This window comes from Asanoa sp. NPDC049573, from assembly GCF_040676615.1.
Lineage (GTDB): Bacteria > Actinomycetota > Actinomycetes > Mycobacteriales > Micromonosporaceae > Asanoa.
In genome coordinates this window covers 381566-407766 of the sequence record NZ_JBFAPI010000006.1, presented here as the reverse complement: position 1 = coordinate 407766, position 26201 = coordinate 381566, and the positions used below count along the sequence as shown (strand labels likewise).

23 protein-coding genes are annotated in these 26201 nt (G+C 72.5%); 14 read left to right on the top strand and 9 right to left on the bottom strand.

Annotation, left to right across the window (positions count from 1 at the left end; genetic code table 11):
- Positions 1-28 precede the first annotated feature (28 nt).
- From AB0J74_RS17350 to AB0J74_RS17335, 4 genes are read left to right on the top strand one after another with little or no spacing between them, the layout of a single operon-like run.
- Positions 29-685: a transporter gene (locus AB0J74_RS17350; RefSeq protein ID WP_363448838.1), complete on the top strand. Its 657-nt coding sequence runs from the start codon at positions 29-31 to the stop codon at positions 683-685.
- Complete coding sequence (locus tag AB0J74_RS17345; protein ID WP_363448836.1) at positions 682-999, top strand: transcriptional regulator; 318 nt, start codon at positions 682-684, stop codon at positions 997-999. The genes AB0J74_RS17350 and AB0J74_RS17345 overlap by 4 nt, the downstream gene beginning before the upstream one ends.
- The gene (locus AB0J74_RS17340; RefSeq protein ID WP_363448834.1) at positions 996-1883 is read left to right on the top strand and encodes an ABC transporter ATP-binding protein; all 888 of its coding nucleotides are present in this window, start codon (positions 996-998) and stop codon (positions 1881-1883) included. The genes AB0J74_RS17345 and AB0J74_RS17340 overlap by 4 nt, the downstream gene beginning before the upstream one ends.
- Positions 1884-1899: 16 nt before the next feature.
- Positions 1900-2637 carry an ABC transporter permease gene (locus AB0J74_RS17335; protein ID WP_363448832.1) on the top strand — a complete coding sequence of 246 codons (738 nt, stop codon included), beginning with the start codon at positions 1900-1902 and terminating at the stop codon, positions 2635-2637.
- A gap of 34 nt (positions 2638-2671) precedes the next feature.
- On the opposite strand, the gene AB0J74_RS17330 is transcribed toward AB0J74_RS17335, so the two are convergent.
- Positions 2672-4957, bottom strand: a complete 2286-nt coding sequence (locus AB0J74_RS17330) for an ATP-binding domain-containing protein (RefSeq protein WP_363448830.1) — start codon at positions 4955-4957, stop codon at positions 2672-2674.
- A gap of 88 nt (positions 4958-5045) precedes the next feature.
- Between AB0J74_RS17330 and AB0J74_RS17325 the strand changes: the two genes are divergently transcribed.
- Positions 5046-6215: a winged helix DNA-binding domain-containing protein gene (locus tag AB0J74_RS17325; RefSeq protein WP_363448828.1), complete on the top strand. Its 1170-nt coding sequence runs from the start codon at positions 5046-5048 to the stop codon at positions 6213-6215.
- Positions 6216-6248: 33 nt separating this feature from the next.
- On the top strand, positions 6249-10178 hold the full coding sequence (hrpA, locus tag AB0J74_RS17320) for an ATP-dependent RNA helicase HrpA (protein ID WP_363448826.1): 3930 nt from the start codon (positions 6249-6251) through the stop codon (positions 10176-10178).
- A 139-nt stretch (positions 10179-10317) separates the two neighbouring features.
- Here hrpA and AB0J74_RS17315 read toward each other — a convergent pair whose 3' ends face one another.
- Entirely contained in the window at positions 10318-11106 is a 789-nt protein-coding gene (locus AB0J74_RS17315) for an NAD(P)H-binding protein (protein ID WP_363448824.1), read from the bottom strand.
- Between the two features lie 77 nt (positions 11107-11183).
- Between AB0J74_RS17315 and sigJ the strand changes: the two genes are divergently transcribed.
- Both sigJ and AB0J74_RS17305 read left to right on the top strand, forming a co-directional pair.
- A complete protein-coding gene (sigJ, locus tag AB0J74_RS17310; RefSeq protein WP_363448822.1) occupies positions 11184-12065 on the top strand; it encodes an RNA polymerase sigma factor SigJ in 882 nt (293 codons plus the stop codon).
- A 16-nt stretch (positions 12066-12081) separates the two neighbouring features.
- The gene (locus AB0J74_RS17305) at positions 12082-12738 is read left to right on the top strand and encodes a phosphotransferase (protein WP_363448820.1); all 657 of its coding nucleotides are present in this window, start codon (positions 12082-12084) and stop codon (positions 12736-12738) included.
- 47 nt (positions 12739-12785) lie between these two features.
- On the opposite strand, the gene AB0J74_RS17300 is transcribed toward AB0J74_RS17305, so the two are convergent.
- Both AB0J74_RS17300 and AB0J74_RS17295 read right to left on the bottom strand, forming a co-directional pair.
- Entirely contained in the window at positions 12786-13214 is a 429-nt protein-coding gene (locus tag AB0J74_RS17300; RefSeq protein WP_363448943.1) for a type II toxin-antitoxin system PemK/MazF family toxin, read from the bottom strand.
- A 68-nt stretch (positions 13215-13282) separates the two neighbouring features.
- Positions 13283-14167: a LysR substrate-binding domain-containing protein gene (locus AB0J74_RS17295; RefSeq protein ID WP_363448941.1), complete on the bottom strand. Its 885-nt coding sequence runs from the start codon at positions 14165-14167 to the stop codon at positions 13283-13285.
- Positions 14168-14242: 75 nt separating this feature from the next.
- Here AB0J74_RS17295 and AB0J74_RS17290 point away from each other — a divergent pair, with 75 nt between their 5' ends.
- The 4 genes from AB0J74_RS17290 to AB0J74_RS17275 are packed head-to-tail and all read left to right on the top strand — an operon-like array spanning position 14243 to position 18086.
- Positions 14243-14941 (top strand): succinate dehydrogenase cytochrome b subunit, encoded by a 699-nt coding sequence (locus AB0J74_RS17290; protein ID WP_363448939.1) that lies wholly within the window; start codon positions 14243-14245, stop codon positions 14939-14941.
- Positions 14938-16878 (top strand): fumarate reductase/succinate dehydrogenase flavoprotein subunit, encoded by a 1941-nt coding sequence (locus AB0J74_RS17285; RefSeq protein WP_363448818.1) that lies wholly within the window; start codon positions 14938-14940, stop codon positions 16876-16878. Before AB0J74_RS17290 ends, AB0J74_RS17285 begins: the two co-directional genes overlap by 4 nt.
- A complete protein-coding gene (locus AB0J74_RS17280; protein ID WP_363448816.1) occupies positions 16875-17621 on the top strand; it encodes a succinate dehydrogenase/fumarate reductase iron-sulfur subunit in 747 nt (248 codons plus the stop codon). The genes AB0J74_RS17285 and AB0J74_RS17280 overlap by 4 nt, the downstream gene beginning before the upstream one ends.
- A 60-nt stretch (positions 17622-17681) precedes the next feature.
- A complete protein-coding gene (locus AB0J74_RS17275) occupies positions 17682-18086 on the top strand; it encodes a carboxymuconolactone decarboxylase family protein (protein WP_363448814.1) in 405 nt (134 codons plus the stop codon).
- 36 nt (positions 18087-18122) lie between these two features.
- On the opposite strand, the gene add is transcribed toward AB0J74_RS17275, so the two are convergent.
- Together add and AB0J74_RS17265 are read right to left on the bottom strand one after the other, a co-directional pair.
- Positions 18123-19091, bottom strand: coding sequence for an adenosine deaminase (add, locus tag AB0J74_RS17270; RefSeq protein WP_363448812.1), 969 nt, complete (start codon positions 19089-19091; stop codon positions 18123-18125).
- A gap of 59 nt (positions 19092-19150) precedes the next feature.
- Positions 19151-19291 carry a hypothetical protein gene (locus tag AB0J74_RS17265; protein ID WP_363448810.1) on the bottom strand — a complete coding sequence of 47 codons (141 nt, stop codon included), beginning with the start codon at positions 19289-19291 and terminating at the stop codon, positions 19151-19153.
- A gap of 90 nt (positions 19292-19381) precedes the next feature.
- Here AB0J74_RS17265 and AB0J74_RS17260 point away from each other — a divergent pair, with 90 nt between their 5' ends.
- Positions 19382-20254, top strand: a complete 873-nt coding sequence (locus AB0J74_RS17260; RefSeq protein WP_363448808.1) for an aminoglycoside phosphotransferase family protein — start codon at positions 19382-19384, stop codon at positions 20252-20254.
- On the opposite strand, the gene AB0J74_RS17255 is transcribed toward AB0J74_RS17260, so the two are convergent.
- The gene (locus AB0J74_RS17255) at positions 20251-20712 is read right to left on the bottom strand and encodes a MarR family transcriptional regulator (RefSeq protein ID WP_363448806.1); all 462 of its coding nucleotides are present in this window, start codon (positions 20710-20712) and stop codon (positions 20251-20253) included. The two genes, AB0J74_RS17260 and AB0J74_RS17255, sit on opposite strands and share 4 nt — an antisense overlap.
- Before the next feature lie 31 nt (positions 20713-20743).
- A complete protein-coding gene (locus AB0J74_RS17250) occupies positions 20744-21955 on the bottom strand; it encodes a PP2C family protein-serine/threonine phosphatase (protein WP_363448804.1) in 1212 nt (403 codons plus the stop codon).
- A gap of 71 nt (positions 21956-22026) precedes the next feature.
- Here AB0J74_RS17250 and AB0J74_RS17245 point away from each other — a divergent pair, with 71 nt between their 5' ends.
- A complete protein-coding gene (locus tag AB0J74_RS17245; RefSeq protein ID WP_363448802.1) occupies positions 22027-24753 on the top strand; it encodes a Tex family protein in 2727 nt (908 codons plus the stop codon).
- Positions 24754-24756: 3 nt separating this feature from the next.
- Here AB0J74_RS17245 and AB0J74_RS17240 read toward each other — a convergent pair whose 3' ends face one another.
- The gene (locus tag AB0J74_RS17240; RefSeq protein ID WP_363448800.1) at positions 24757-26169 is read right to left on the bottom strand and encodes a serine/threonine-protein kinase; all 1413 of its coding nucleotides are present in this window, start codon (positions 26167-26169) and stop codon (positions 24757-24759) included.
- Positions 26170-26201 lie beyond the last annotated feature (32 nt).

The window sequence follows — 26201 nt, the reverse complement described above, 5'->3', positions numbered from 1 at the left end:
ATTGACTTTGTGTTGTAAAGTTCTTTACGTGAGTGAGAGCTTTATCGACAACGACCAGCCGCCCGGCGATCCGGCCGAGGCGCTCAAGCTGATCGAAGACCAACGCGCCGCGGTGTTGCGCCGCATCTACGTCGACGACCGCTGGTGGTACTGGCCGTGGGGCTTCGCCTGGTTGATCGGCTTCGGCCTGCTGTTCCTGCGCTTCGGCCCCGACGACCGGGTCTTGGTGGCGATGCCCGAGTGGTTGCCCGTCGCCGTGCTGGTTGCCCTGCTGGCAGTGGCCAGCGTGATCTCCGCGATGACCGGCACGCGGGCCAGCGGCCAGGTCACCGGTGAGTCGTCGAGGCGCGGCGCCTACTACGGGTGGTCCTGGTTCATCGCGTTCGCCACGGTGACAGTGATCATGGTGCGGATCAGCGACGCCCTCCCGGACGACCTGGTCACCATGGTCTGGGCCGCGACCACCGTCGGCCTCACCGGCGCGCTGCACATGGCCGGCGGTGCGATCTGGCTCAGCCGCCCGCTCTTCATCCTGGGTGTCTGGATCTCGGTGGTCAACGTCGCGGGGGTGCTCGCCGGGCCGGGCTGGCAGTCGCTCATCATGTGCGTCGCGGCCGGCGGCGGAATGATCGTCTTCGGCGCGATCGCCAGCCGATGGAGGCGCGGGCGCCGGGGGTCGGCATGACCGACGCGCCGCTGGATCCGGTGATCCACGCGCAGGCCCGGCTGCGGGTCGTCGCGGCACTGTCCACATTGGGTTCCGGCGACCAGATCGCGTTTCCCCGCCTGCAGGAGATCCTGGGCATGACCGCGGGCAACCTCTCGGTGCACCTGCGCAAGCTCGAAGACGCCGGCTACGTCGAGATCACCAAGACCCACCGCGGCCGCACCCCGGTCACCCTGGTCGCGCTCACCCACCGGGGCCGGGTGGCCTTCGACGACTACACAGCGGCCGTACGCGCCCTGCTGCAACCCCCGGACATCAAGGAGAAGGCATGATCCTCGCCGAGGCGATCGAGGTCACCCGCGGCTACGGCGACGTCGTGGCGCTCGACCGGGTCTCGCTCCAGGTGGGGCAGGGCGAGTTGGTGGGCCTGCTGGGCCCCAACGGCGCCGGCAAGTCGACGCTGGCGAACCTGCTGACGGGAGTACGCCGACCCGACTCGGGCAAGGTCCTGCTGTGCGGCGGCGACCCCCGCGACCCGCTTGTCCGCCGCGCCCTCGGCGTGACGCCGCAGGAGACCGGGCTGCCGGCGACGTTGCGGGTCGGCGAGGTGGTCGACTTCGTCGCGGCCCACTACCCCTCCCCCGTGCCCCGCGGCGAGTTGCTCGACCAGTTCGGCCTGGCCGACCTGGCGCGGCGGCAGACCGGCGGGCTGTCGGGCGGCCAGCGGAGGCGCCTCGCGATCGCGCTGGCATTCGTCGGCCGCCCCCGGATCGTGGTGCTCGACGAACCGACCACGGGCTTGGACGTGCAGTCCCGCCGGGCGTTGTGGGACGCGGTCAAGGCCTACCACCGCGACGGCGGCACGGTGCTGCTCTCCAGCCACTACCTGGAGGAGATCGAGGCGCTGGCCGACCGGGTGGTGGTGCTCGGTCGCGGCCGGGTGCTCGCCGACGACACGGTGGCCGCCGTCCGCGGCCTGGTCGGCGTCCGCCGGGTCAGCTTCGCCCATGACGGCGCGGCACCGGCGTTGCCCGGCGTGGTGGCGACCGAGGTCCGCGAGGGCCGCACCCACCTGCTCACGCCCGATTCCGACCAACTCGTCCGCGCGCTCGTCGCGTCCGATGTGGACTTCCGTGAGCTGGAGGTGGCCGCCACCTCGCTGGAAGAGGCCTTCCTGGCCATCACGGCCACCACTCCCCTGGCCACCGCCGCCTGAGAACGGAGCACCCTTCGTGACGCTCGCCCTGGTGCACGCCCGCTACCAACTCCTGGAGACGGTCCGCATTCCGATCGCCCTGATCGGCTCGGCGTTCTTCCCGGCCGCCTCGATGCTCTTCTTCGTCGTACCGTTCGCAGGCGACGACCCGGTCGCCGCCACCTTCGCCACCGCGTCGATGGTCACCTTCTCGATCATGGTGAGCAGCCTGTTCACCTACGGCGTGGGCGTGGCCGACGACCGGTCACAGCCGTGGGACGGCTACCTGCGCACGATGGCGGCGGGCGCGGCACCGCGGTTCGCCGGCCGCATCCTGGCCGGCATGGCCATGTCGCTCGTCTCGCTGGTGCCGGTGGTCGTGATCGGCGCCCTGTTCACGGCGGCGACGGTCACCCCGGCGGGCTTCCTGCTCGGGCTCGGCGCGGTCTTCGTCGGCGCCCTGCCGTTCACCCTGATGGGCCTGGCGATCGGCTACGCCCTCCCGCTCAAGGCCGCGCTCGTGGTCTGCCAGGTCATCTTCTTCCCGCTGGCCTTCGGCGGCGGCCTGATGTCGTCTCCGGACCAGGCACCGGCCTTCATCCAGACGATCGCGCCGTATCTGCCCACCCGCGGCGCGGTCGAGCTGTTGTGGGCGGCGGTCGGCGACTTCAGGCCGGACACCAAGTCCCTGGTCATCCTGGCCATCTGGACGGTCGCGGCGGGCGCGGTGGCCGTCTGGGCCTACCGCCGCGACGAAGGCCGCCGCTTCCGCTGACGCTCGTCGCGGTAGCGGGCCCGTGCGTTCCGGGTCAGCGCAGCACGATCAACCGCTGGGTCGCCCGGGTCAGCGCGACGTAGAGGTCGTTGAGGCCGCGGGCCGACTCCTTCTCGATGCCGTCGGGGTCGGTGACCACCACGGTGTCGAACTCGAGGCCCTTGGCCTGGCGCGCGGACAGCACCGCGACCGGGCTCTCCAGGTCGGGCTCGTCGCCGACCGCGACCGCCAGCTCCGGCAGCGCGGCGCGGACGTCGGCGGCCAGGCCGGCGACCCGGCCCGCCGGCCCGATCACCGCCAGCCGGCCCTCGCCGAGCACCGCCGCCTCCGTCGCCAGCACCGGCCCGAGCTGGTCGAGCGACCCCTGGACCGGGGCCTCGCCGGTGGACCGCACCGAACGCGGCGGCGTGGCGTCCGGGTCGATCCGGGCCAGCACCTCGCCGGCCAGCGACATCACCTCGGCCGGCGTGCGGTAGTTGACGGTCAGCTCGGCCAGCTTCCAGCGCTCGGAGACGTAGGGCGCGAACACCTCGGACCACGACGCGGCACCGGCCGGGTCGCCGGTCTGCGCGATGTCGCCGACCACGGTCATCGAGCGGTTGGGCGACCGGCGCATCAGCACCCGCCAGGCCATCGGCGACAGTTCCTGCGCCTCGTCGACGATCACGTGCCCGAACGCCCACTTGCGATCGAGCGCGGCCCGCTCGGCCGCGCTCAGCCGCAGCGCGTCTTCCTGCCGCTCGGCCAGCCGCGACGCGTCGAGCAGGTCGGTGACCAGCAGGAGCTCGGGGTCGTCCTCGTCTTCCGTGTCGATCGACGCCGAGCCGCGCGCGATCTCCAGCGCACCCTCGGCGTAGGCCAGCTCGGAGCGGCGCACCTTGTCGGCCTCCGTGCGCGCGGCGACCGCGGCCTCGGGTAGTTCGCCGAGCTGTTCGGCGGCCTCGTCGAGCAGCGCGGCGTCGGCCGGCGTCCAGGGCGCACCGATCGGCCGGGCCAGCGCGGCCGCCTCGGCCAGGGTGAGCAACTCGGCGCCGTCGCGGCCGAGCCGGGCGGCGGCCATCCGGTCGGCCGACGAGTAGAGCTCGCGCAGCAACCGCTGCGGCGTCAGCGGCGGCCAGAGCGTGTCGAGCGCGGCCCGGATGCCCGGGTCGCCGGTCAGCTCGTCGCGGATGTCGGACAGGTCGGCGGCGCCCATCAACAACGGGTCGCCGGGCGCGTCGCCACCGCCCAGCGGGTCGTCGGCGTAGGGGTCGGTGCCGATGATCGCGGCGGCCTGCTGGACCAGCCCCTCGACCAGCGCGTGCTCGAAGACCTGGCGGGCCTCGTTGTGCACCTTGCCGGAGCGGCGGGCCCGCTCGCGGGCGGTGGACACCAGATCGCGGTCGATGGTCAGCGGTTCGCGTTCCACGTACACCGTGATCGGTTCCCGCGGCAGTTCCTGCCGGTCGGCGATGGCCGAGGCGAGCACGTCGACCATGGCCGCGCGGCCCTTGATCGCGGCGACCGACTCGGGCTCCTCGCCGCGGGCGGTCACGCCCGGGTAGAGGTCGCCGAGCGTCCACAGCAGCACACCGGTCTCGGCCAGCGACGGCAGCACGTGGGAGATGTAGCGCAGGAACGTCGGGTTGGGGCCGAGCACCAGCACGGCGCGCGTCGACAGCTCGCGGCGGTGCGTGTAGAGCAGGTAGGCCGCCCGGTGCAGCGCGACCGCGGTCTTGCCGGTGCCCGGGCCGCCCTGCACGACCAGCACGCCGCCGAGGTCGGCGCGGATGATCCGGTCCTGCTCGGCCTGGATGGTCTCGACGATGTCGCGCATCCGGCCGGTGCGGTTGGCGCCGACGGCGGCCAGCAGCGCCGCCTCGCCGGCCAGCCCTTCGCGGGCCGCGGAACCGGCCGCCGACAGGTCGAGCACCTCGTCGTCGAGCGCGATGACGGTGCGCCCCTTGGAGCGGATGTGCCGCCGGCGCCTTATCCCCAGCGGGTCGGCCGCGGTGGCCAGGTAGAACGGGCGGGACGCGGGCGCGCGCCAGTCGAGCAGCAGCGGTTCGTAGTCGCCGGCCTCGTCGAAGATGCCGATCCGGCCGATGTAGAGCGGAGCGCCGGTTTCCGAGTCGAGGCGGCCGAAGCAGAGCCCGCTCTCCACCGCCGAGAGCTGGGCCAGCTGCTCGGAGTACATCGCCACGGACGACTCGCGCTGGGACCGCGCCTGCGGTGTGCCCCCGGTCGCGGCCAGCGCGCCGGAGCGCCGTGACTCGGCCAGCGCCCGCATCCCGTCGAGCCGGTCATAGAGGCCTGATACGTATTTCTGTTCGGCTTCCATCTCGGCAGGCGAGTCTGTGGGATCGAGGACGCGACTAGGATCAACGCGCTCAGACAACAACGTTCCTTCCGGAAGCGAACCGGCAACCATGCGAACTCCCCAAGATACCGCGACGGCGACCGGTCTGAACCGCGCGCTGCTGGCCCGGCAGGGCCTGCTGGACAGGCATGCCGGCCCAGGTGGCGGCAAACACAGCGGCAAATCGTTGGTGTCGGCTATCGAACAGATCGGCGCGCTCCAGGCGCAGCAGTGGTCGGCACCACCCCTGGGGCTGTTCAGCCGCCTCGACGGGTTCTCGCCCGCCGACCTGTGGGCCGTGCTCGACAAGGGCGACCTGGTCACCGGCATCCTCATGCGTCGCACGTTGCACCTGGTCAGCGCGGCCGAGCACCCCGTCTGGGCCCGGATCGCGGCCGAGACCGGGGTGGGCGGCTGGTTGCTGCGCGGCGTCGACCAACCCGAGCGGGCCGGCGACATGCTCACCGACACGGTGGCTTTCGCGAAGAAGACCAGAACGGGCGACGAACTCACCGCGTACGCCGAGAAATGGGTTGATGATCACCCCGATGCCCTGCCGGCCAAGGCGGTCGAGGCGCAGCGGGAATACAAGTGGCGGCCGTTCCGGGCCCAGCCGGCGTTCGTGAAGGCGCCCACCGACGGCGGGTGGGGCGCCAAGACGCCCGCCGGCTATCGGGCCGGCCCGCCCACCCCGCGCGGCCTGACCAGCGAAAAAGCCTGGGAGACGGCGGTCACCAGGCACCTCGGCGCGTTCGGGCCGGCCGGTGCCGACGACATCGCCTACTGGCTCGGCTCGCCGGCCGGGCCGGTCAAGGCCGCGCTCGAACGGCTCGACCTGGCCACGCTGCGGGAGGAGAACGGCCGCCGGGTGCTCTACGACGTGGAAGGCGCGCCCCGGCCCGCCGACGACACCGATGCGCCGCCGCGCTTCCTGCCCCCGTTCGACAACGCGCTGCTCGCGTTCGCCGCCAACCGGCGGGCCCGGATCCTGCCCGACGCCTACAAGGACCGCGTCTACCTCAAGCGCAACCTGCGCTGGCTGCCCACGTTCCTGGTCGACGGGCTGGTCGCCGGGGTCTGGTCGACCGAGACCAAGCGGGGCGTGGCGACGCTCACGGTCACCGCCTTCGAAAAGCCGACCAAAGCGGTGACCGCGGCGGTCGAGGCCGAGGGTGAGGCCCTGGTCCGCTTCGCCGAACCGACCGCCAAAGATCACGTCGTACGGATAACCACGAGCTGACCGACCCCCTCCCCGCCTATCCTTGGGCGCGAGATGAACGCGCCCGCAGCAGCAGCCGACCCGTCGTTGCCCACCCGCCTGGCCGCGCTGACCCTGCGCGACGCCCACCGCCTGGGCCGGCGGCTGGAAGGCACCCGCAAGATCCGTGACGCGGCCAAGAAGGCGTCGGCGCTGGCCGCGATCGAGACCGAGGTCGTGGCGGCCGAGGGCCGGGTCGCGGCCCGCCGGGCGGCCCTGCAGGTGATCCGCTATCCGGCCGAGCTGCCGGTCAGCGAGCGCCGCGACGACATCGCGGCGGCCATCCGCGACCACCAGGTCGTGATCGTCGCGGGTGAGACGGGCTCCGGCAAGACGACGCAGATCCCCAAGATCTGTCTGGAGCTGGGCCGCGGCATCCGGGGTCAGATCGGGCACACCCAGCCGCGCCGGCTGGCCGCCCGCACGGTCGCCGACCGGATCGCCGAGGAGCTGGGCACCCCGCTGGGCAGCACCGTCGGCTACAAGGTGCGGTTCACCGACCGCGGCGGCGACGACACGCTGGTCAAGCTGATGACCGACGGCATCCTGCTGGCCGAGTTGCAGACCGACCGCGATCTGCTGCGCTACGACACCCTGGTGATCGACGAGGCACACGAGCGCAGCCTCAACATCGACTTCATCCTCGGCTATCTGGCGTCGCTCCTGCCCCGCCGGCCCGACCTCAAGGTGATCATCACCTCGGCGACCATCGAGACGTCGCGCTTCGCGGAGCACTTCCGGCAGCGAGACGGCTCGCCGGCGCCGATCGTCGAGGTGTCCGGGCGCACCTACCCGGTCGAGGTGCGCTACCGGCCCCTGGTGCTGGACGAGCCCGCCGACGAAGACGACGACGAGGTCGCCGGCTCGCTGGTGCGCGACCCGATCCAGGCGATCGGTGACGCGGTCACCGAACTCGCTCTCGAAGGGCCCGGCGACGTGCTGGTGTTCCTCAGCGGCGAGCGGGAGATCCGCGACACCGCCGACGCGCTGGCCCGGCTCGACCTCCCGCACCTGGAGATCCTGCCGCTCTACGCCCGGCTGTCGGCGGCCGAGCAGCACCGGGTGTTCCAGCCGCACACCGGGCGCCGCGTGGTGCTGGCCACCAACGTGGCCGAGACCTCGCTGACGGTGCCGGGCATCAAATACGTCGTCGACCCGGGTACGGCCCGCATCTCCCGCTACAGCCACCGGCTCAAGGTGCAGCGGCTGCCGATCGAGCGGGTCTCCCAGGCGTCGGCCAACCAGCGCAAGGGCCGCAGCGGCCGCACCTCGCCCGGCATCTGCATCCGCCTCTACGACGAGCAGGACTTCCTGTCCCGGCCCGAATACACCGAGCCGGAGATCCTGCGTACCAACCTGGCCTCGGTCATCCTGCAGATGACCGCGATCGGCCTCGGCGACGTCGCCAACTTCCCGTTCATCGACCCGCCCGACCGGCGCAACATCACCGACGGCGTGGCCCTGCTCCAGGAGTTGGGCGCGCTCGACGACGCGAAGCGCCTCACCGAGGCCGGCCGCCGGCTCGCGCAACTGCCGGTCGACCCGCGGCTGGGCCGGATGGTGCTCGAGGCCGACCGCAACGGTTGCCTCGACGAGGTGATGGTGGTCGCGGCCGCACTGTCCATCCAGGACCCGCGCGAACGGCCGGTCGAGCATCGCACCCACGCCGACCAGTTGCACGCCCGGTTCGCCGACCCCGACTCCGACTTCGTCACCTACCTCAACCTCTGGCGACACCTGCGCGACCGGCAGAAGGAGCTGTCGTCGAGCGCGTTCCGCCGGCTGTGCCGCGCCGAATACCTCAACTACCTGCGGGCCCGCGAGTGGCAGGACATCCACGCCCAGCTCCGGCAGGTGACCAAGTCGCTCGGCCTGGTGCCCTCCTCGTCGCCCGACCCGGCGCGGCTGCACCAGTCGCTGCTGGCCGGGCTGCTCTCCCAGATCGGCCTGCGCGAGGGCGAGAAGCGCGAATACCTCGGCGCCCGCGGTGCCAAGTTCGCCATCTTCCCGGGCTCGACCCTGGCGAAGAAGCCGCCGCGCTTCCTGATGTCGGCCGAACTGGTCGAGACCTCCCGGCTGTGGGCCCGGGTCAACGCCCGGATCGAGCCGGAGTGGGTCGAGCCGCTCGCCGGCCACCTGGTCAAGCGCACCTACAGCGAGCCGCACTGGGAGAAGAAACAGGCGGCGGTGATGGCGGTCGAGCGGGTCACCCTGTTCGGTGTGCCGATCGTGGTCGGCCGCCGGGTCACCTACGCCCGGGTCGACCCGGTGCTGTCCCGCGAGCTGTTCATCCGGCACGCCCTGGTCGAGGGCGACTGGACCAACCACCACCACTTCTTCCGCGACAACGCCCGCCTGCTGGAAGAGGTGGCGACGCTGGAGGACCGGGTCCGCCGGCGCGACATCCTGGTCGACGAGGAGAGCCTCTACGCCTTCTACGACCAGCGGATCCCGGCCGACGTCGTCTCCGGGCGGCATTTCGACGCGTGGTGGAAGAAGGCCCGCCGGGAAAACCCGACGTTGCTCACCTTCACCCGCGAGTTCCTGGTCAACGCCGGCCGCGGCGACGTCGATCCGGCCTCCTACCCCGACGTGTGGCGCTCGGAATCCGCGGCGCTGCCGCTGACCTACGAGTTCGCTCCGGGGTCCACGACAGACGGTGTCACGGTCGACGTGCCGCTGCCGATGCTCGGCCAGGTGCGCCCCGAAGACTTCGACTGGCAGGTGCCGGGCCTGCGCTTCGACCTCGTGGTCGCGCTGATCCGCTCACTGCCCAAGGCGATCCGCACCAACTTCGTGCCGGCTCCTGACTTCGCCCGCGCCGCGCTGGCCGGCGTCACACCGACGACGGGCGTGTCCCTGATCGAGGCGGTCACCCGCGAACTGCGTCGGATGACCGGCGTGACGGTGCCGCACGACGCCTGGGACCTGTCGCGGGTGCCCGACCACCTGAAACTGACCTACCGGGTGGTCGACGGCGACCGCGAGGTGGCCCGCGGCAAGGACCTGGCGGCGTTGCAGGCCCAACTCAAGGCCGAGGTCCGCGCGACGGTCACCGCGGCCGCGCCCGGCATCGCCCGCTCGGGCCTGACGTCCTGGGACTTCGGCCCGCTCCCCCGCACCCTGGAGCAGGACCGGGCCGGCTTCCGGGTCACCGCCTACCCGGCGCTGGTCGACGAGGGCACCACGGTCGGCGTCGAGGTCTTCGACACGGCGGGCGAGCAGGCCGCCGCGATGATCGCCGGCACGCGCCGGCTGTTGTTGCTGACGCTGCCCAACCCGGCCACGTTCCTGCAGGGCCGGCTGACCAACCAGCAGAAGCTGGCCCTGAGCCGCAACCCGCACCGCAGCGTGCCGGAACTGTTGCGCGACGCGGCCGGCGCGGCGGTCGACCGCCTCGTCGCCCAGGCCGGCGGCCCGGCCTGGGACCCGGACGGCTTCGCCGCCCTGCGCGACCAGGTGCGGGCCGACCTGGTCGACACGGTGGTCGCGGTGGTCGCCCGGGTCGAACGGGCCCTGGCCGCGCAACACGCCGCCGAACTGCGCATCTCCCGGATGTCCTCATTGGACGCGCTGGCCGCGCTGACCGACGTGCGGGCCCAACTGTCGGCCCTGATCTACCCCGGCTTCATCACCGCGACCGGCTGGACCCACCTCGGCGACCTGCCGCGCTACCTGGCCGCCGTCGAACGCCGCCTGGACAGGCTGGGCCAGGACCCGGCCCGCGACCGCGCCGGCCAGGCCCGGATCGCCCAGGTCCAGAAGGAATACGACGCCATGCAGGCGGCGCTGCCACCGAGCCGCCGCCGAGCCGAGGCCGTGGTCGAGATCCGCTGGATGATCGAAGAACTCCGGGTCAACATCTTCGCCCAGGCCCTCGGCACTCCCTACCCGGTCTCCGAACAACGCATCTACAAGGCCATGGACGCCGCCGAAGCCGGTTAGGAAATTCGAACCCGGTTGGCTTGGGTTCGCGAACCCGCACGGAGGTCGGGTAGGTGCTCCAGCGCGTACATGAGAGCACCCGATCCGGCCGAGAACCGCTTGCCGGTAGCGGGCACAAGGCCGAGGCCGAACCGCAGTGTCACGCCGCCAGTCGGTGGGTCAGGAAGTCTTCCCACGTGAGGCTACCGACCGCCCGGTCCGGCGTCAGGTTGGCGCCGGCCCGGTACGCGCGGGCCGCGGCGCCGGGCGCCGGCATCGGGATGATCGGGCGGCGGCGACCGGTCGCCTTCAGGTAGGAACGGGCCAGGTCGGCGAAGGCGTAGACGCGGGGCCCGCCGTAGTCCGGCACCAGGCCCTGCGGCTCGCCGAGCGCGAGTTCGACCAGCCGGGCCGCGACCTCGTCGGCTGCGATCGGCTGGGCCTTCAGGCCGGCGGGCGCAGGCACCACGGGCAGCTTCGCCAGCGCCTTCACGGTCGTGAAGATCAGCTCGTGGAACTGGGTCGCGCGCAGTGTCGAGTAGGGAACGCCGGAGGCGACCACGATCTCCTCCGCCAGCCGCTTCGCCTCGACGTAGCCGAACATGGCCCGGTCGGCCGCGCTCTTCACCGGGGTGCGGTCGGCGCCGACGACCGAGATGTAGACCACATGCTCGACGCCGGCCTTCGCCGCCGCGGCCATCAGGTGCCGGGCCTTGACGTCGTCGCCCTTCTGGCTGCCGGCCAGGTGCACGATGGTGCCGACACCCTCGACCGCGGCCTCCGCGCCGGCACCGCTGGCCAGGTCACCGACCACGTAGCTGATCCCGTCTGCGGCCGGCCGCGCCGTGCGGGTGAGCACCCGGACCTGGCTGCCCTTCTCCAGCAGGCGGGGCACGACCAACTGGCCGAGGGTGCCCGTACCGCCGGTGACCAGGATGGGGGTTTTCATGATGTTCCTCCGGTTCGCTGGGTTTGTAGCCTCGCTCTTCTACCGGTATGACACGTGGTGGCGAGAGGATGTGACCGGTGGACGAAACCGAGTTGGCGCGACTTTTCGAGGAGCACCGCGGCCGCCTGAGGGCGGTGGCCTACCGGATGCTCGGCTCGTTGAGCGAGGCCGACGACGCGGTCCAGGAGACCTGGCTCCGGCTCGCCCGCACCGACATCGCCGAGGTGAGCAACCTGGGCGGTTGGCTGACCACGGTGGTCGGCCGGATCTGCCTCAACATGCTGCGCTCCCGGGGCACCCGGGCGGAGCTTCCGCTCGACACGCACCTCCCTGACCCGGTGGTCAGCCCGGCCGAGGGCGTCGGCCCCGAAGACCAGGCGTTGCTCGCCGACGCGGTCGGGCTGGCACTGCTGGTCGTGCTCAACACGCTGAACCCGGCCGAGCGGCTGGCCTTCGTACTCCATGACATGTTCGCCGTGGCCTTCGACGAGATCGCGCTGATCGTCGACCGCACCCCGGCGGCCACCCGGCAGTTGGCCAGCCGGGCCCGGCGCCGGGTGCAGGAGTCCGCGCCGGAACCCGACGCCGACCTGGCCCGCCAGCGCGAGGTGGTCGACGCGTTCTTCGCCGCCTCGCGGGCCGGCGACTTCGACGCGCTCGTCGCCGTGCTCGACCCCGACGTGGTGCTGCGCGCCGACGGCGGTGCCGGCCGGCCGGCGTTCTCCGCGATCATCCGCGGCGGCGTCGCGGTGGCCAGCCAGGCGAAGACAGCGAAACAACTCGCGCCCTACGTCAAACACGCGCTCATCAACGGCACGCCCGGTGCCGTCATCGCGCCGCGCGACCAGGTGGTCTCGATCATGTCCTTCGTGGTCCGCGGCGGCCTGATCACCGAGATCCACGTGCTCGGCGACCCGCACCGGCTGCGCGCGCTCGACCTGGCGGCCTGGCTCGACTGACCGGAGAATGCCGGGCATGGAGTTGATCGCGTCCGGCCGGGAGGCCGACGTCTACGCGCTGGGCCCCGACCGGGTGCTGCGCCGCTACCGGCATGGCGGCGACAGCGCACCCGAGGCCGAGGTGATGGCCTACCTGACCGGGGCCGGCTACCCGGCGCCGATCGTCTACGACGCCGACGGCCCGGACCTGGTCATGGAACGGCTCGACGGCCCGACCCTGCTGTCGGCGGCGCTGGCCGGCGAGTCAACCCCCGACGCCGTGGCGGCGGTGATCGCCGACCTGCACGAGCGCCTGCACGCGCTGCCGCCCCGCATCGCCGCCGACCCCGGCGACCGGATCCTGCACCTCGACCTGCACCCGGACAACGTCATGCTGACCGCCCGGGGCCCGGTGGCGATCGACTGGCGTAACGCCACCGAGGGCCCGCCCGACCGCGACGTGGCGATGAGCCTGCTGATCCTGGCCCAGGTCACGCTCTGGCCGCTCGATCCGGCCGTGACGGCCGCGGCCCGGCAGACGCTCACCGCGCTGGCCGCGTCGCTGAAGCCGCCGTCGCCGGACGCGGTCGCCTGGGTGCTGGCCATGCGCCGGGCCAACCCGACGATGAGCGAGGCCGAGTTGGCGCAACTCGACCGGGCGGTGGCGCTCGTCCGACCCGAACCGGTGGCCTAGCGGCCCGCACGGGCCGACCTGAGCCGGAAGAACCGCGCGAAATGCCTTTAACGCCAGCCGTAGTCGTGGCGGAGCCGGGCCGCGATCCGGTCGAAGCGGCCCCGGTCGAGGACGGAGCCCTCGCGCCGGATGCCGGTCTCGTGCACGGTCAGCACCCGGTCGAGCCGCACCCAGCTCGGCCGCGAGTCGCGGTCCCAGGAGCCGGTGCCGAGCGCGAGCCAGCCGTGCTGGCCGTCGCGGCGCTCGTTGCTGGAGAGCATCAGGCCGAGCATCGTGCGGCCCCGGCGGCCGACCACCACGACCGGGCGGTCCTTTCCCTGGCGCGGGTCTTCCTCGTAGGGCACCCAGGTCCACACGACCTCGCCCGGGTCGGCGCGGCCGTCGAGCTCCGGCGAGTAGTCGAGCATCCGGTCTTCGCGCCGGCGCAGCGGAGCCGGCATCCGCCGCTGCTGCCGCACCGAACCGGTCGGCACCATCCGCGCCGGGGTGGGACGCCCGAACATGCGGGCCGCCGCTTCGCGCCAAGGTTTCACGTTCGGACACTCTACGGACAAACGTCGGCGAGGATCACGTCCCGCAGCGCCGACGCGGCGTGGGTCAGCGAGACACCCCGGCGCTGGGCGAGCGCGATCGTCCGGCGCAGGCCCGGTGGTGCCAGCGGCACGGCGCGCAGGCCGGGGCGGTTGGCCAGCACCATCTCCGGCACCACGGCCAGGCCCAGGCCGGCCTCGACGAACTCGAGCACCGCGTCGAGCTCGCCGCCCTCGACCGCGAACGTCGGCTCGAAGCCCGCCCGGCGGCAGGCGTCGAGGGCGTCGTCGCGCAGGTTGTAGCCGGGCCGGAACATCACCAGCGGCCGGTCGCGCAGGTCGTCGACGCGCATCGGGTCGGGCAGCACCGTACGCACCGCCGCCGCCACGACCAGCGCCTCCTCCAGGATCGGCGCGGCCTCCAACGCGGGGTCGATGCCGGTCGCGGGCAGCACCACCAGGGCCAGGTCGAGCTCGCCGTGCGAGAGCGACCGGACCAGCTCCTGCGAGCCGCCCTCGGCCACCCGCAGCTCGATGCCGGGATGGGCGGTGTGGAAGCGGCGCAGCACCCGCGGCGCGAGCGAGGTGCACAGGCTCGGCGTCGCACCGAGCCGCACCCGGCCGCTGGTCAGGCCGACCAGGTTTCGCACTTCGCGGTGAGCGGTCTCGGCGTCGGCCAGGATCCGTTGTGCCAGCGGCAGCAGCGCCTCGCCGGCCGGGGTCAGCTCCACCTCGGACGGCAGGCGGGTGAACAGCGGCGCCCCGAGCTCGGCTTCGAGGCTGTGAATCTGCTTACTGAGTGAGGGCTGCGCCACACCGACAGCGACGGCCGCTTGGGTGAAATGTCGTAGTTCGGCCACCGCCACGAAGGATCGCAGCTGCTCCAGGCGCATATTGATAGCTTAACGCTATTGACACCAGTATCGCCATGCATTGGACGCATCATGTGAGGTCAACCTAGCGTCGGCAGCATGGTGGCAGCGGCGACACGTACAAAGGCGATCTACCGGTCGACGGTGGGCGCCAAGGCCGTCATGGCCGTATCCGGCCTGCTCCTGCTGCTGTTCCTGGTCGCGCACATGGTAGGCAACCTCAAAATCTTCTTCGGTGCCGACTCGTTCGACAACTACGCGCACTGGCTGCGCACGATCGGCTATCCGGTGGTCCCGCACGTCTGGTACCTCTGGATCCAGCGCGGCGTGCTCACCGCCGCGGTGATCGGGCACGCATGGGCGGCCACCACGCTCGCGCTGCGCGCCAAGCGCGCCCGCCCGGTCGCCTACGCCCACCGCCCCAAGGTGCAGGGCAGCTACGCGGCCCGCACGATGCGCTGGGGCGGCGTGATCATCCTGCTGTTCATCGTCTGGCACCTGCTCGACCTGACCGCCGGCACGGTCAACCCGGTCGGCGACGCGGCGCATCCCTACGCCAACGTCGTCGCCGACTTCGCGCCGAGCCGCTGGCCGGTCACCCTCTTCTACGCGCTGGCCATCGTCGCGATCGGTTTCCACGTACGCCATGGCCTGTTCAGTGCCCTGCGCACGCTCGGACAGCGCACCGCGAAAGGCGAGCGGCGGGCCCGGGTGGCCGCGCTCGCCTTCGCGATCCTCCTCAGCGCCGGCTTCCTCGTGGTGCCGTTCGCTGTTCTCGTCGGATGGGTGGGACCCGCATGACGTACCCGGGTGAGTTCTTCGTCGACGGCGAGCCGATCGCCGACACCGCGGCGCCGGACGGCCCGCTCGCGGAGCGGTGGACCAGGCGGCGCTCCACCGGCCGGCTGGTCAACCCGGCCAACCGGCGCCGGCTCGACGTGATCGTGGTGGGCAGCGGCCTGGCCGGCGGCTCGGCCGCGGCGACGCTCGGTGAGCTCGGCTACCGGGTGCGCTGCTACTGCTACCAGGACAGCCCGCGGCGGGCGCACTCGATCGCCGCGCAGGGCGGGATCAACGCTGCGAAGAACTACCGCAACGACGGCGACTCGGTCGAGCGGCTCTTCCACGACACCATCAAGGGCGGCGACTTCCGGTCGCGCGAGTCCAACGTCTACCGGCTGGCCGAGGTCTCCGTCGAGATCATCGACCAGTGCGTGGCGCAGGGCGTGCCGTTCGCCCGCGAGTACGGCGGCCTGCTCGACACCCGATCGTTCGGCGGCGCCCAGGTCTCCCGCACGTTCTACGCCCGCGGCCAGACGGGCCAGCAACTCCTGCTCGGCGCCTACCAGGCGCTGGAACGGCAGGTGAACGCCGGCACGGTCGCCATGCACACCCGGCACGAGATGCTCGACCTGATCGTGGTCGACGGACGGGCCCGCGGGATCGTGGTGCGCGACCTGGAGACCGGCGCGGTCACCGTCGACCTGGCCGACGCGGTGGTGCTGGCCAGCGGCGGCTACGGCAACGTGTTCTACCTGTCGACCAACGCCAAGGGCTGCAACGTCACCGCGAGCTGGCGGGCGCACCGGCGGGGGGCGTTGTTCGCCAACCCCGCGTACACCCAGATCCACCCGACCTGCATCCCGGTCTCGGGCGAACACCAGTCCAAGCTGACGCTGATGAGCGAGTCGCTGCGCAACGACGGCCGGGTGTGGGTGCCGCAACAGGCCGGCGACACCCGATCGCCGGGCGACATCCCCGAGGACGAGCGCGACTACTTCCTGGAACGGCGTTATCCGGCGTACGGGAACCTGGTGCCCCGTGACATCGCCTCCCGGGCGACGAAGGCGGTCTGCGACGAGGGCCGCGGTGTCGGCCCCGGCGGGCGCGGCGTCTACCTCGACTTCGCCGACGCGCTGTCCCGGCTGGGTCGGCCGGCGGTCGAAGCCAAATACGGCAACCTTTTCGAGATGTACGAGCGGATCACCGGCGAAGACCCCTACGTGACGCCGATGCGGATCTACCCCGCCGTGCACTACACGATGGGCGGGCTCTGGGTCGACTACGACCTGCGCTCGACGATCCCCGGCCTGTTCGTGATCGGCGAGGCCAACTTCTCCGACCACGGCGCCAACCGGCTCGGCGCGTCGGCGCTGATGCAGGGCCTCGCCGACGGCTATTTCGTGCTGCCCAACACGATCGGCGCCTACCTCGCCGACGGCCCGTTCCAGAAGCTGACGCCCAAGCACCCGGCCGTGGTCGAGGCCCGCACGGCGGTCGCCGACCGGGTGCAGAAGCTGCTCACGATCGACGGCGACCGCTCGGTGGACTCGTTCCACCGCGAGCTCGGCAAGATCATGTGGGAGTACTGCGGCATGGAGCGCACCGACGCCGGGCTGCGCAAGGCGATCGAGCTGATCCGGTCGCTGCGCGCCGAGTTCTGGGCGCGGGTCAAGGTCCCCGGCACCGGCGCCGAGCTCAACCAGTCGCTGGAACGGGCCGGCCGGGTCGCCGACTTCTTCGAGTTGGCCGAGCTGATGTGCATCGACGCGCTGCACCGCACCGAGTCGTGCGGCGGCCACTTCCGGGCCGAGTCGCAGACCCCCGACGGCGAGGCGCTGCGGAACGACGACGAGTTCTCCTACGTGGCCGCGTGGGAGTTCGGCGAGCAGCCGGTGCTGCACAAAGAGGCCCTGACCTTCGAGTACGAGAAACCCAGCCAGCGGAGCTACTCGTGAAACTGACCCTGCGCATCTGGCGCCAGCAGGACCGCGAGACCCGCGGTTCGATGGTGTCCTACAAGGTCGATGACATCTCGCCGGACATGTCGTTCCTCGAGGTCCTCGACGTGCTCAACGAGCAGCTCACCACGGCCGGCGAGGAGCCGGTGGCGTTCGACCACGACTGTCGCGAGGGCATCTGCGGCGCCTGCGGAATGGTCATCAACGGCGTGGCGCACGGCCCGCAGAAGCTGACCACCGCCTGCCAGTTGCACATGCGCCATTTCAAGGACGGCGACACGATCGACGTCGAGCCGTGGCGGGCCCGGGCCTTCCCGGTGGTCAAGGACCTGGTCGTCGACCGCGGCGCGTTCGACCGCATCATCCAGGCCGGCGGCTACATCTCGGCACCGACCGGCAGCGCCCCGGACGCGCACGCCACCCCGGTGCCGAAGCCGGCCGCGGACGCCGCGTTCGAGGCGGCGGCCTGCATCGGCTGCGGCGCGTGCGTGGCGGCGTGCCCCAATGGCTCGGCGATGCTGTTCACCGCCGCGAAGGTCGCCCACCTCGGCGCCCTGCCCCAGGGCCAGCCGGAACGGGCCGGCCGCGCGACCGCGATGCTGGCCGCGCACGACGCGGCCGACTTCGGCGGCTGCACCAACACCGGCGAGTGCACCGCGGTCTGCCCGAAGGGCATCCCGCTGACCGTGATCGGCTCCCTCAACCGCGACGTCCTCGGCTCCGCCATCCACAAGGTTTGACCTAGAGCGCGCTCCAACTCCTAGTGTTCTGGCTGATCACCAGAACGAAGGAGCCGGATCGTGAGCGAGAGAACCTCCCGTCAGGAGCGTTTCGACCAGGGCAAGGAAATACTCGACCGGATCGACGGCGAGGCCGGCGCGAAGGTCATCGAGGCGCTGGCCGACATCGCGCCGGAGTTGGGGCACCAGGTCGTGGCCTGGGGGTTCGGCGAGATCTATGCCCGGCCCGGCCTGGAGCCCCGCGACCGTCAGCTGGTGACGCTCGGAATGCTGACCGCCCTCGGGGGCTGCGAGCCGCAACTGGACGTGCACGTCAACGCCGCACTCAACGTCGGCCTGACGCCGCAGCAGATCATCGAGGTCTTCCTGCACTCGGCGGTCTACTGCGGCTTCCCGCGCGCCCTCAACGCCGTGTTCGCGGCCAAGAAGGTCTTCGCGGACCGCGGCCTGCTCCCGGTCGCGTAGCCGCGACGACCGCTCGGCGAACCGCCGAACCGCGACCTAGGCAAGTGCCAGGCCGCTGTGTAGGCGGGCCTTGGTGGCGGGGTCGGCGAATGACGCGTCGATCGAGGTGCGGGCCAGATCGGCCAGGTCGTCGGCGGTCCAGGCGAACTCGCGGGCCGCGGCCGCGTACTCGTCGCGCAGGGTGGTGTGGATCATTTCCGGGATGTCGGTGTTGAGGGTGACCGCCAGGCCGGCCGCGCGGAGCCGGGGCAGCGGGTGCTCCGCCAGCGACGGCGCGAACCCGAGCGCCACGTTGGAGGTCGGGCAGACCTCCAGCGGGATGCCGCGTTCGCGGACCTCGGCCACCAGGTCGGGGTCGTCGAGCACGCGGATGCCGTGGCCCAGGCGCTCCGCCAGGCCGACGTCGAGGGCCTCGCGGATGCTGGCCGGACCGGCCGCCTCGCCGGCGTGGTGGACGACGTGCAGGCCGGCCTCGCGGGCCTCGGCGAAGACCGCCGCGAACGGGGCCGCCGGAAAATCCTCGTCGCCGGCCAGGCCGACACCGACGACACCGTCGTGCTTGCGGGCCAGGTCGAGAGTGCGCCAGGCCCGCTCGACCGAGCGGCGCCGGGACGTGTCGAGGATGACCCGCCAGGCCAGGCCGTGGCGTTCGCCGCCCTCGGCCAGGCCGTCGAGCACCGCGGACAGGGGCATGTCGAGGTCGCCCAGGCGCTCGCCGTGTGCGGCCGCGGTGAAGGAGACCTCGACGTAGCCGACGCCCTGGGCGACCTGGTCGGCGCAGAACTCGACGGCGACCCGGCGGAAGTCGTCGGGGGTGCGAAGGATCTCGCGGACGAGGTGGTTCTGGTCGAAGAAGTCGGTGAACGACGTGAAGCGGTGCGCGCCGCCGCGCAGGTGGTCGGGGAACGCGATGCCGTTGGCGGCCGCGATCTCGGCCAGGGTCGCCCAGCGGACCGCACTCTCCAGGTGGACGTGCAGGTGTGCGACGGGCGGCAACTCGGTCATGGCCTGGGCAGACTAGCCGCAGTGGCGGCCCGGGCGCCGCTGGTTTTCGGGGCCGGGCGTCAGCGCTGGCGGCCGCGTAGCCGGTTGGCGAGTTGCTGAAGCCGGCGCTGGTTCTCCGGTTTGCTGAGTTGCGCCTGACCCTGCCGCACGAGCTTCTGCCCGCGGGGGCTGCGCAGGAAGTCGCGGAGCCGGTCTGCCATCGATGCCATGGTTCATTCTCGCCGAGATCGTGACGAAGCGCAGCGGTAAACCGGTTGCCACGCCGGGCCGTCTGGCCGAATATCGTCGCGATGATCATTGACGCCGATCTCGTCCGCACCCTGGTCGCCGAGCAGTTCCCGCAGTGGGCCGACCTGCCGGTGCGGCCGGTCGCGGTCGGCGGCAACGACAACCGGACCTTCCACCTCGGCGACGCGATGTCGGTGCGACTGCCCAGCGCCGAGGGCTATGTGGCGAGCGTGGCCAAGGAGCAGCGCTGGCTGCCGGTGCTCGCGCCGCACCTGCCGCAACCGATTCCCGTCCCGCTCGCCCAGGGCCGGCCCGGCGCCGGCTATCCGTGGCCGTGGTCGGTCAACCGCTGGCTCGACGGTGACACCGCCAGCCGGGAGACGATCACCGACCTGACCGCGTTCGCGGTCGACCTCGCCCGTTTTCTGGCCGCGCTGCAGGCCGTCGACACCGGCGGCGAACCCGCAGCCGGCGAGCACAGCTTCTGGCGGGGCGCCGGGCTGCACCACTACGACGACGAGACCCGGCGGGCGATCGCGGCCCTTGACGGGCAGGTGGACGCCGCGGCGGCCACCGGCGAGTGGGAGGCCGCGCTGGCCGCCGAGTGGCACGGCGAGCCGGTCTGGTTCCACGGCGACGTCGCCAACGGCAACCTGCTGGTCCGCGACGGCCGGCTCGCGGGAGTCATCGACTTCGGCACGTCCGGCGTCGGCGACCCGGCCTGCGACCTGGTGATCGCCTGGACCTTCCTGGACGCCGCGTCCCGGAGCGCCTTCCGCACCGCCCTGCGCACCGACGACGCCACCTGGCAACGCGGCCGCGGCTGGGCGCTCTGGAAAGCCCTGATCCTGCTGGCCGCAGACGCGGGCCACGCCGGTGCCGCCGCGCAGATCGACCTGATCCTCGCCACCGCGGCGCGGGCCGTGCGTCGCTAGGCGGTCCGCGGCTCGGTCGACTCGGCCTGGATCTGTGCCGCCGCGTGGCCGAATGCCAGCAGGGCGACCAGCAGGTCGTGCTGGGCCCGGTGCGGCATCCGGTCGAGCACCGCCTGCACCGCTTGGGCGCGGCGTTCGCGCAGTTCGCGCAGCACCGTCGCGCCGGCGGCGGTCAGCACGAGGCGCACCTCGCGCCGGTCGCGCTCGTCGGCCGCCCGGCGCAGCAAACCGACCGCCTCCAGCCGGTCGCAGAGCCGGCTGGCCGACGAGGGCACCACGTCAAGGATCTCGGCGAGCCGGTTGACGTTGGTGTCCGGCCGCACGTTGATGATCGATAAAACCCGGACCTGGGTCGGCGAGACCGGCGACTCCTGACGCGTGCGCGCCGCCTCCAGGACGCTGACCAGCGCCTCAGAGGCCGCCTCGATGGAACTGGCCAGGTTCGCCGCGCGGTCCATTCCGTCGCGCCTCCGTTGACAAGACGCTGACTTACCCTGGCGCCGCCTCGACCATGCGCTCCGGAGTGGTCTGATCCACAACGCCCGCGGTCCCGTCGACGGGATGGGTGCGGTCCAGGCAGACGATCACCGCGTCGTCTTCGAGCTCGATGTCGCCGTGATAGTCGTGCAATGCCCGCATCACCGCGCCGATCGCCTGGGCGGGCGGGGAGAGCCGGGCCGACCGGAAGGCGGCGGCCAGGTGCCGCTGGCCATAGGACTCGCGGCCGCCGGGCGCCGCGCAGTGGACGCCGTCGCTGACCACGAACAGCCGGTCGCCGACGGACAGTTCGAAGGTCTGCACGCCATAGCGGTTCTCCTCGAACATGCCCAACGGCAGTTGCTCCTCCAGCACGACCGGAGCGACCGCGCCGTCCCGGACCCGCCAGGCCCGCGGCGAGCCGGCGTCGACCGCCTTCACGTGGCCGCTGCCGGCGTCGTACTCCAGCAACAGCGCCTCGATCGGCCGCGTGCCGCGATGGGCCGCGAACAGCGTGTCCGACGCGAGTTCGGCCTGTTCGACGAGCGTGCCGCCGGACCGGCGGGCGTTGCGCATCGCGTTGACCGCGAGCGAGGTCAACGCCGAGGCGGCGAGCCCGGTGCCGTTGCCGTTGACCACCGTCACGGTCAACCGGCCGCGGTTGACCGCCCAGTCGAAGTTGTCGCCGGAGGTGCGGTAGGCCGGCTCCAACTGGCCGGCCAGCACGTAGCCATGATCGGTCACACACCGCCCGGGCAGCAGGTCCCACTGCATCTCGGCGGCCATCGAGAGGCGCTGGCGGCGCCGGGCCAAGCGGTAGCGGTCGGTGTCACGGTCGGCCGCCCGCAACGCGACCGCCAGGTCGTCGGCGATCGCGCGACAGTGCCGCACCGTGGCGTCGTCGGGCCGCGCCGGAAAGTCGGCGACCAGGATGCCGAGGCGCTCACCCCAGACCGTGAGCGGGACATACTGGCGTACGCCCGGCGTCTCGGGCACGTCCTCGACCATCGGCTCCTGGCGGGCGAAGCAGCGCGCGGCGAAGGTCTGCTCGGCCAGCAGGCCCTGGGTCGGGTCGTCGGGGCGCAACACCGGCCACAGGCCGGCGATCCGGTAGTCGGCCAGCAGCACGTCGGCGCGCAGCCCACCCAGCTCGGAACGGACGTGGTGGTCGACGACCTCGACCAGGGCGTCGGGCGCGACATCGCGTAGTCGCTCGGCCAGCATCACGTACCTCCCTCGGTGTGGCTTCTACCCACTGGCCACGTGAAACGAACCGGTCCGGCAGAATGCCGGACGTGACCGACCAGATCCAGGCAGCAGCTCCGTCCGTCTCCGCGCGGATCGCCGACGAGTTGGGCGTCCGCGAATCCCAGGTCAGCTCCGCAGTCGAATTGCTCGACGGCGGCGCCACGGTGCCGTTCGTGGCCCGCTACCGCAAGGAGGCCACCGGCGGGCTCGACGACACCCAGCTGCGCACCCTCGAAGAACGGTTGCGCTATCTGCGCGAGCTCGACGAGCGGCGCGACGCGATCGTCGATTCGATCCGGTCACAGGGCAAGCTCGACGCCGACCTCGAGGCGCAGATCCGCGCCGCCGACTCGAAGGCCCGGCTGGAAGACATCTACCTGCCGTTCAAGCCCAAGCGCCGGACCAAGGCCCAGATCGCCCGCGAGGCCGGCCTGGAGCCGCTGGCCGATCTGCTCTTCGCCGACCCGACGCGCGACCCGCAGGCCGAGGCCGCGGCCTTCGTCGACGCTGACAAGGGCGTCGCCGACCCGGCCGCCGCGCTCGACGGTGCCCGGTCGATCCTGGTCGAGCGGTTCGCGGAGGACGCGGACCTGATCGGCACGCTGCGCGAGCAGGTCTGGGAGCGCGGCCGGATGCGCGGCAAGGTCAAGCCCGGCAAGGAGGAGGCGGGCGCGAAGTTCAGCGACTACTTCGACTTCGCCGAGCCACTGACCTCGCTGCCGTCACACCGGATCCTCGCGCTGTTCCGCGGCGAGAAGGAGGAGGTGCTCGACCTCATCCTGGAGCCCGACGCCGCCGAGGCCGACGCCGTCGCGGCCGGCACGCTGGCCACCGGGCCGGTGCTCTACGAGCAGCGGATCGCCAGCCACTTCGGCATCGCCGACCAGGGCCGGCCGGCCGACCGCTGGCTGCTCGACACGGTCCGCTGGGCCTGGCGCACCCGGATCGTCGTACACCTGGACATGTCCCTGCGGATGCGGTTGTTCCAGGCGGCGGAAGACGAGGCCGTGCGGGTGTTCGCGGCCAACCTGCGCGACCTGCTGCTGGCCGCGCCCGCCGGCACCCGCGCCACGATGGGCCTCGACCCGGGGTTCCGCACCGGCGTGAAGGTGGCGGTGGTCGACCCGACCGGCAAGGTGCTGGCGACCGACACGATCTACCCGCACGTGCCGGCCAACAAGTGGGACGCGGCCCTCGCTTCCCTGGCCAAGCTGGCGCAGGAGCACAGCGTCGACCTGATCGCGATCGGCAACGGCACCGCGTCGCGGGAGACCGACAAGCTGGCCGCCGACCTGATCGCGAAGAACCCTTCGCTCAACCTGACCAAGGTGATGGTCTCCGAGGCGGGTGCCTCGGTCTATTCGGCATCGGCGTACGCCGCCTCGGAACTGCCCGGCATGGACGTCTCGCTGCGCGGTGCGGTGTCGATCGCCCGCCGCCTCCAGGACCCGCTGGCCGAGCTCGTGAAGATCGATCCGAAGTCGATCGGGGTCGGCCAGTACCAGCACGACATCTCCGAGGCCAAGCTGTCACGCTCGCTCGACGCGGTGGTCGAAGACTGCGTCAACGGCGTCGGGGTCGACGTCAACCTGGCGTCGGCGCCGCTGCTGTCGCGGGTGTCGGGCATCGGCGAGTCGCTGGCGGCCAACATCGTCGCGCACCGCGAGGCCAACGGCCCGTTCCGCGACCGCACAGCCCTCAAGGAGGTGCCGCGGCTCGGCCCGAAGGCGTTCGAGCAGTGCGCGGGCTTCCTGCGGATCGCCGGCGGCGACGACCCGCTCGACGCGTCGTCGGTGCACCCGGAGGCCTACCCGGTGGTCCGGCGGATCCTGGCGTCGGTCGGCACCGACCTGCCGGCGCTGATCGGCAACGGCACGCTGCTGCGGGGCCTGCGGCCCGGCGACTTCGCCGACGCGGTGTTCGGCGTCCCGACCGTCACCGACATCCTGCGCGAGTTGGAGAAGCCAGGGCGCGACCCGCGACCGGCGTTCAAGACCGCGACGTTCGCCGAGGGCGTCGAGAAGATCGGCGACCTGGTCGCCGGCATGGTGCTCGAGGGCGTGGTGACCAACGTGGCCGCGTTCGGCGCGTTCGTCGACGTCGGCGTGCACCAGGACGGCCTCGTGCACGTCTCGGCGATGTCGAAGACGTTCGTCAAGGACCCGCGCGAGGTGGTCAAGCCCGGCGACGTGGTGAAGGTCAGGGTGCTCGACGTCGACGTGCCGCGCAAGCGGATCTCGCTGACGCTGCGGCTCGACGAGGAGAGTCCCGCGGGGACGCCGCGCGGCGGCGGCGGTGGCGGTGGCAACCGGGGCGCGGGCCGCGAGGGCGGCGGCGACCGCCAGCAGGGCCGGCCGCGTCAGGGCGGCAGCGGAGCCAGCGGCCGTGACGGCGGCGGCCGGCGCGGCGCTCAGGGCGGCGGCCGGCAGGGCGCTGGCGCCGGCCAAGGCGGTAGCGGCGGCCAAGGCGGTAGCGGCGGCCAAGGCGGTAGCGCCGGCCAAGGCGGCGCTGGCGCTCAGGGCGGCGCCGGCCGGCAGGGCGGTGGCGGCGGGCAAGGCGGTAGCGGCCGAGGCGGCGCCGGCGCTCAGGGCGGCGGTGGCCGGCAAGGCGGTAGCGGTGGCCAAGGCGGCCGGCAAGGCGGTGGCGGCGGCCAGGGCGGCCGGCAAGGCGGTGGCGGCGGCGGTCAGGGCGGCGGGCGCCAGGGCGGCGGCCGGCCGGCGGCGCCGGTCAACAGCGCCATGGCCGACGCGCTGCGCAAGGCCGGGCTGCTCTGAGGCTCAACCCTCGTCGTCGTCGCCGTCGCTGTTGAACGGGATCAGGAGCCGCAGCAACTGACGCCGGACCAGTTCGTCGACGTGCTCCTTGTTGCGGTCGCGGAGCACCTCGCCGCGGAGGTCGCGGGCCTTGTCGGCGGCGTCGCGACCGCGGGAGACGGCCTCGCGGAGGTCGTCGAGGCGATCCTCGATCCGCTTGGCGGCCTTCTCGTCGACCTTGCCGTCGTCGACCGCCTGGGCGAGCGCCGCCTCGAACTGGTCGAGCACCTCGTCGCGGTCGGCCGGGGCGGTCGGCGTGGGCGGGTCGGTCGTCGGCGCGGCCTCGACGTCGCCCCCGACCGGTGGCTGTGGGCTGGCGCCCGCCTGTGCCACTCCCCCGCCGCCGGGCGTGGTGCCGCCGGACGGGCTGGCCACGATCGCCAGCACGATCGCGACCACCACGATCACCGCGGCGAGCGCGCCGATGGCCACGGCGCGCATCGGCCCGCGGGGCCCGGCGGCCCAGGCACCGGCACCGGCACCGGCACCGGCACCGGCACCGGCACCCACGATGGCGCCTTGATCGGGATGGTCGAGGCGGCTGAGCGCGGTCGTCGGCGCGGCGACCACCGCGCGGCCGGACGCCGGCGCGGTGGCCAGGCCGGTCAGCGCCCCGGCCAACTCCGCGGCCGACGGCCGGAGCGAGGGGTCGGCGGCCAGGCACGCGGTGCCGATGCGGGTCAGTGCCGCCGGCACGCCCGGCAGCACCGGGAAGCTGGCCACGCCGCGGCTGGACTCGGGCCGCCGGCCCACCAGCGCCTCGGCGAGCAGCACGCCGACGCTGTAGACGTCGCCGGCCGCCGTCGGCTCGGCGCCGGCCAGGCGCTCGGGCGCGAGGTAGCCGAGGGTGCCGTAGCGGACCTTGTCGTCGGAGCTGACCCCGGCCAGCCCGGCGATGCCGAAGTCGAGGATCTTGACGCCGGTCGCCGTCAGCATCACGTTGCCCGGCTTGATGTCGCAGTGCACCACGCCGGCCGCGTGCGCGGCGGCCAGCCCGGCGGCCACCTGGGCCGCGATCGACGCCGCGTCGGGCCAGGACAGCGGGCCGGCGGTCAGCCGCTCGGCCAGGTCGTTGCCCTCGACCAGCTCCATCACCAGGTAGGGCGCCAGCCGGCCGCGGGGCAGGGCGGCCTCGCCGTAGTCGTACACCCGGGTGATGTTGGGGTGGGTCAGACCGGCGGCGGCGCGCGCCTCGCGATGGGTGGCGATCCGGATCGTGGTGTCGCTGCCGACCGACGGGTCGAGCACCTTGACGGCGACGGGACGGCCCAGGACGGTGTCGTCGGCCCGCCAGACCTCAGCCATCCCGCCCACACCGATCCGCGCGACCAGCAGGAAGCGGTCGTGCAGGCGTAGGCCGGGCGCAAGCGTCGACATAGCGCCCACCATCGTACGGACTGGTCGCGACG

Coding starts and splice junctions, on each gene's coding strand:
- AB0J74_RS17325 (WP_363448828.1), top strand. CDS start 5,046: ATGCGAACTCCCCAAGATACCGCGACGGCGACCGGTCTGAACCGCGCG.
- AB0J74_RS17265 (WP_363448810.1), bottom strand. CDS start 19,291: ATGGCAGACCGGCTCCGCGACTTCCTGCGCAGCCCCCGCGGGCAGAAG.
- AB0J74_RS17340 (WP_363448834.1), top strand. CDS start 996: ATGATCCTCGCCGAGGCGATCGAGGTCACCCGCGGCTACGGCGACGTC.
- add (WP_363448812.1), bottom strand. CDS start 19,091: ATGACCGAGTTGCCGCCCGTCGCACACCTGCACGTCCACCTGGAGAGT.
- AB0J74_RS17240 (WP_363448800.1), bottom strand. CDS start 26,169: ATGTCGACGCTTGCGCCCGGCCTACGCCTGCACGACCGCTTCCTGCTG.
- AB0J74_RS17330 (WP_363448830.1), bottom strand. CDS start 4,957: ATGGAAGCCGAACAGAAATACGTATCAGGCCTCTATGACCGGCTCGAC.
- hrpA (WP_363448826.1), top strand. CDS start 6,249: ATGAACGCGCCCGCAGCAGCAGCCGACCCGTCGTTGCCCACCCGCCTG.
- AB0J74_RS17285 (WP_363448818.1), top strand. CDS start 14,938: ATGACGTACCCGGGTGAGTTCTTCGTCGACGGCGAGCCGATCGCCGAC.
- AB0J74_RS17300 (WP_363448943.1), bottom strand. CDS start 13,214: ATGGTGCCGACCGGTTCGGTGCGGCAGCAGCGGCGGATGCCGGCTCCG.
- AB0J74_RS17345 (WP_363448836.1), top strand. CDS start 682: ATGACCGACGCGCCGCTGGATCCGGTGATCCACGCGCAGGCCCGGCTG.
- AB0J74_RS17255 (WP_363448806.1), bottom strand. CDS start 20,712: ATGGACCGCGCGGCGAACCTGGCCAGTTCCATCGAGGCGGCCTCTGAG.
- AB0J74_RS17250 (WP_363448804.1), bottom strand. CDS start 21,955: ATGCTGGCCGAGCGACTACGCGATGTCGCGCCCGACGCCCTGGTCGAG.
- AB0J74_RS17305 (WP_363448820.1), top strand. CDS start 12,082: ATGGAGTTGATCGCGTCCGGCCGGGAGGCCGACGTCTACGCGCTGGGC.
- AB0J74_RS17260 (WP_363448808.1), top strand. CDS start 19,382: ATGATCATTGACGCCGATCTCGTCCGCACCCTGGTCGCCGAGCAGTTC.
- AB0J74_RS17315 (WP_363448824.1), bottom strand. CDS start 11,106: ATGAAAACCCCCATCCTGGTCACCGGCGGTACGGGCACCCTCGGCCAG.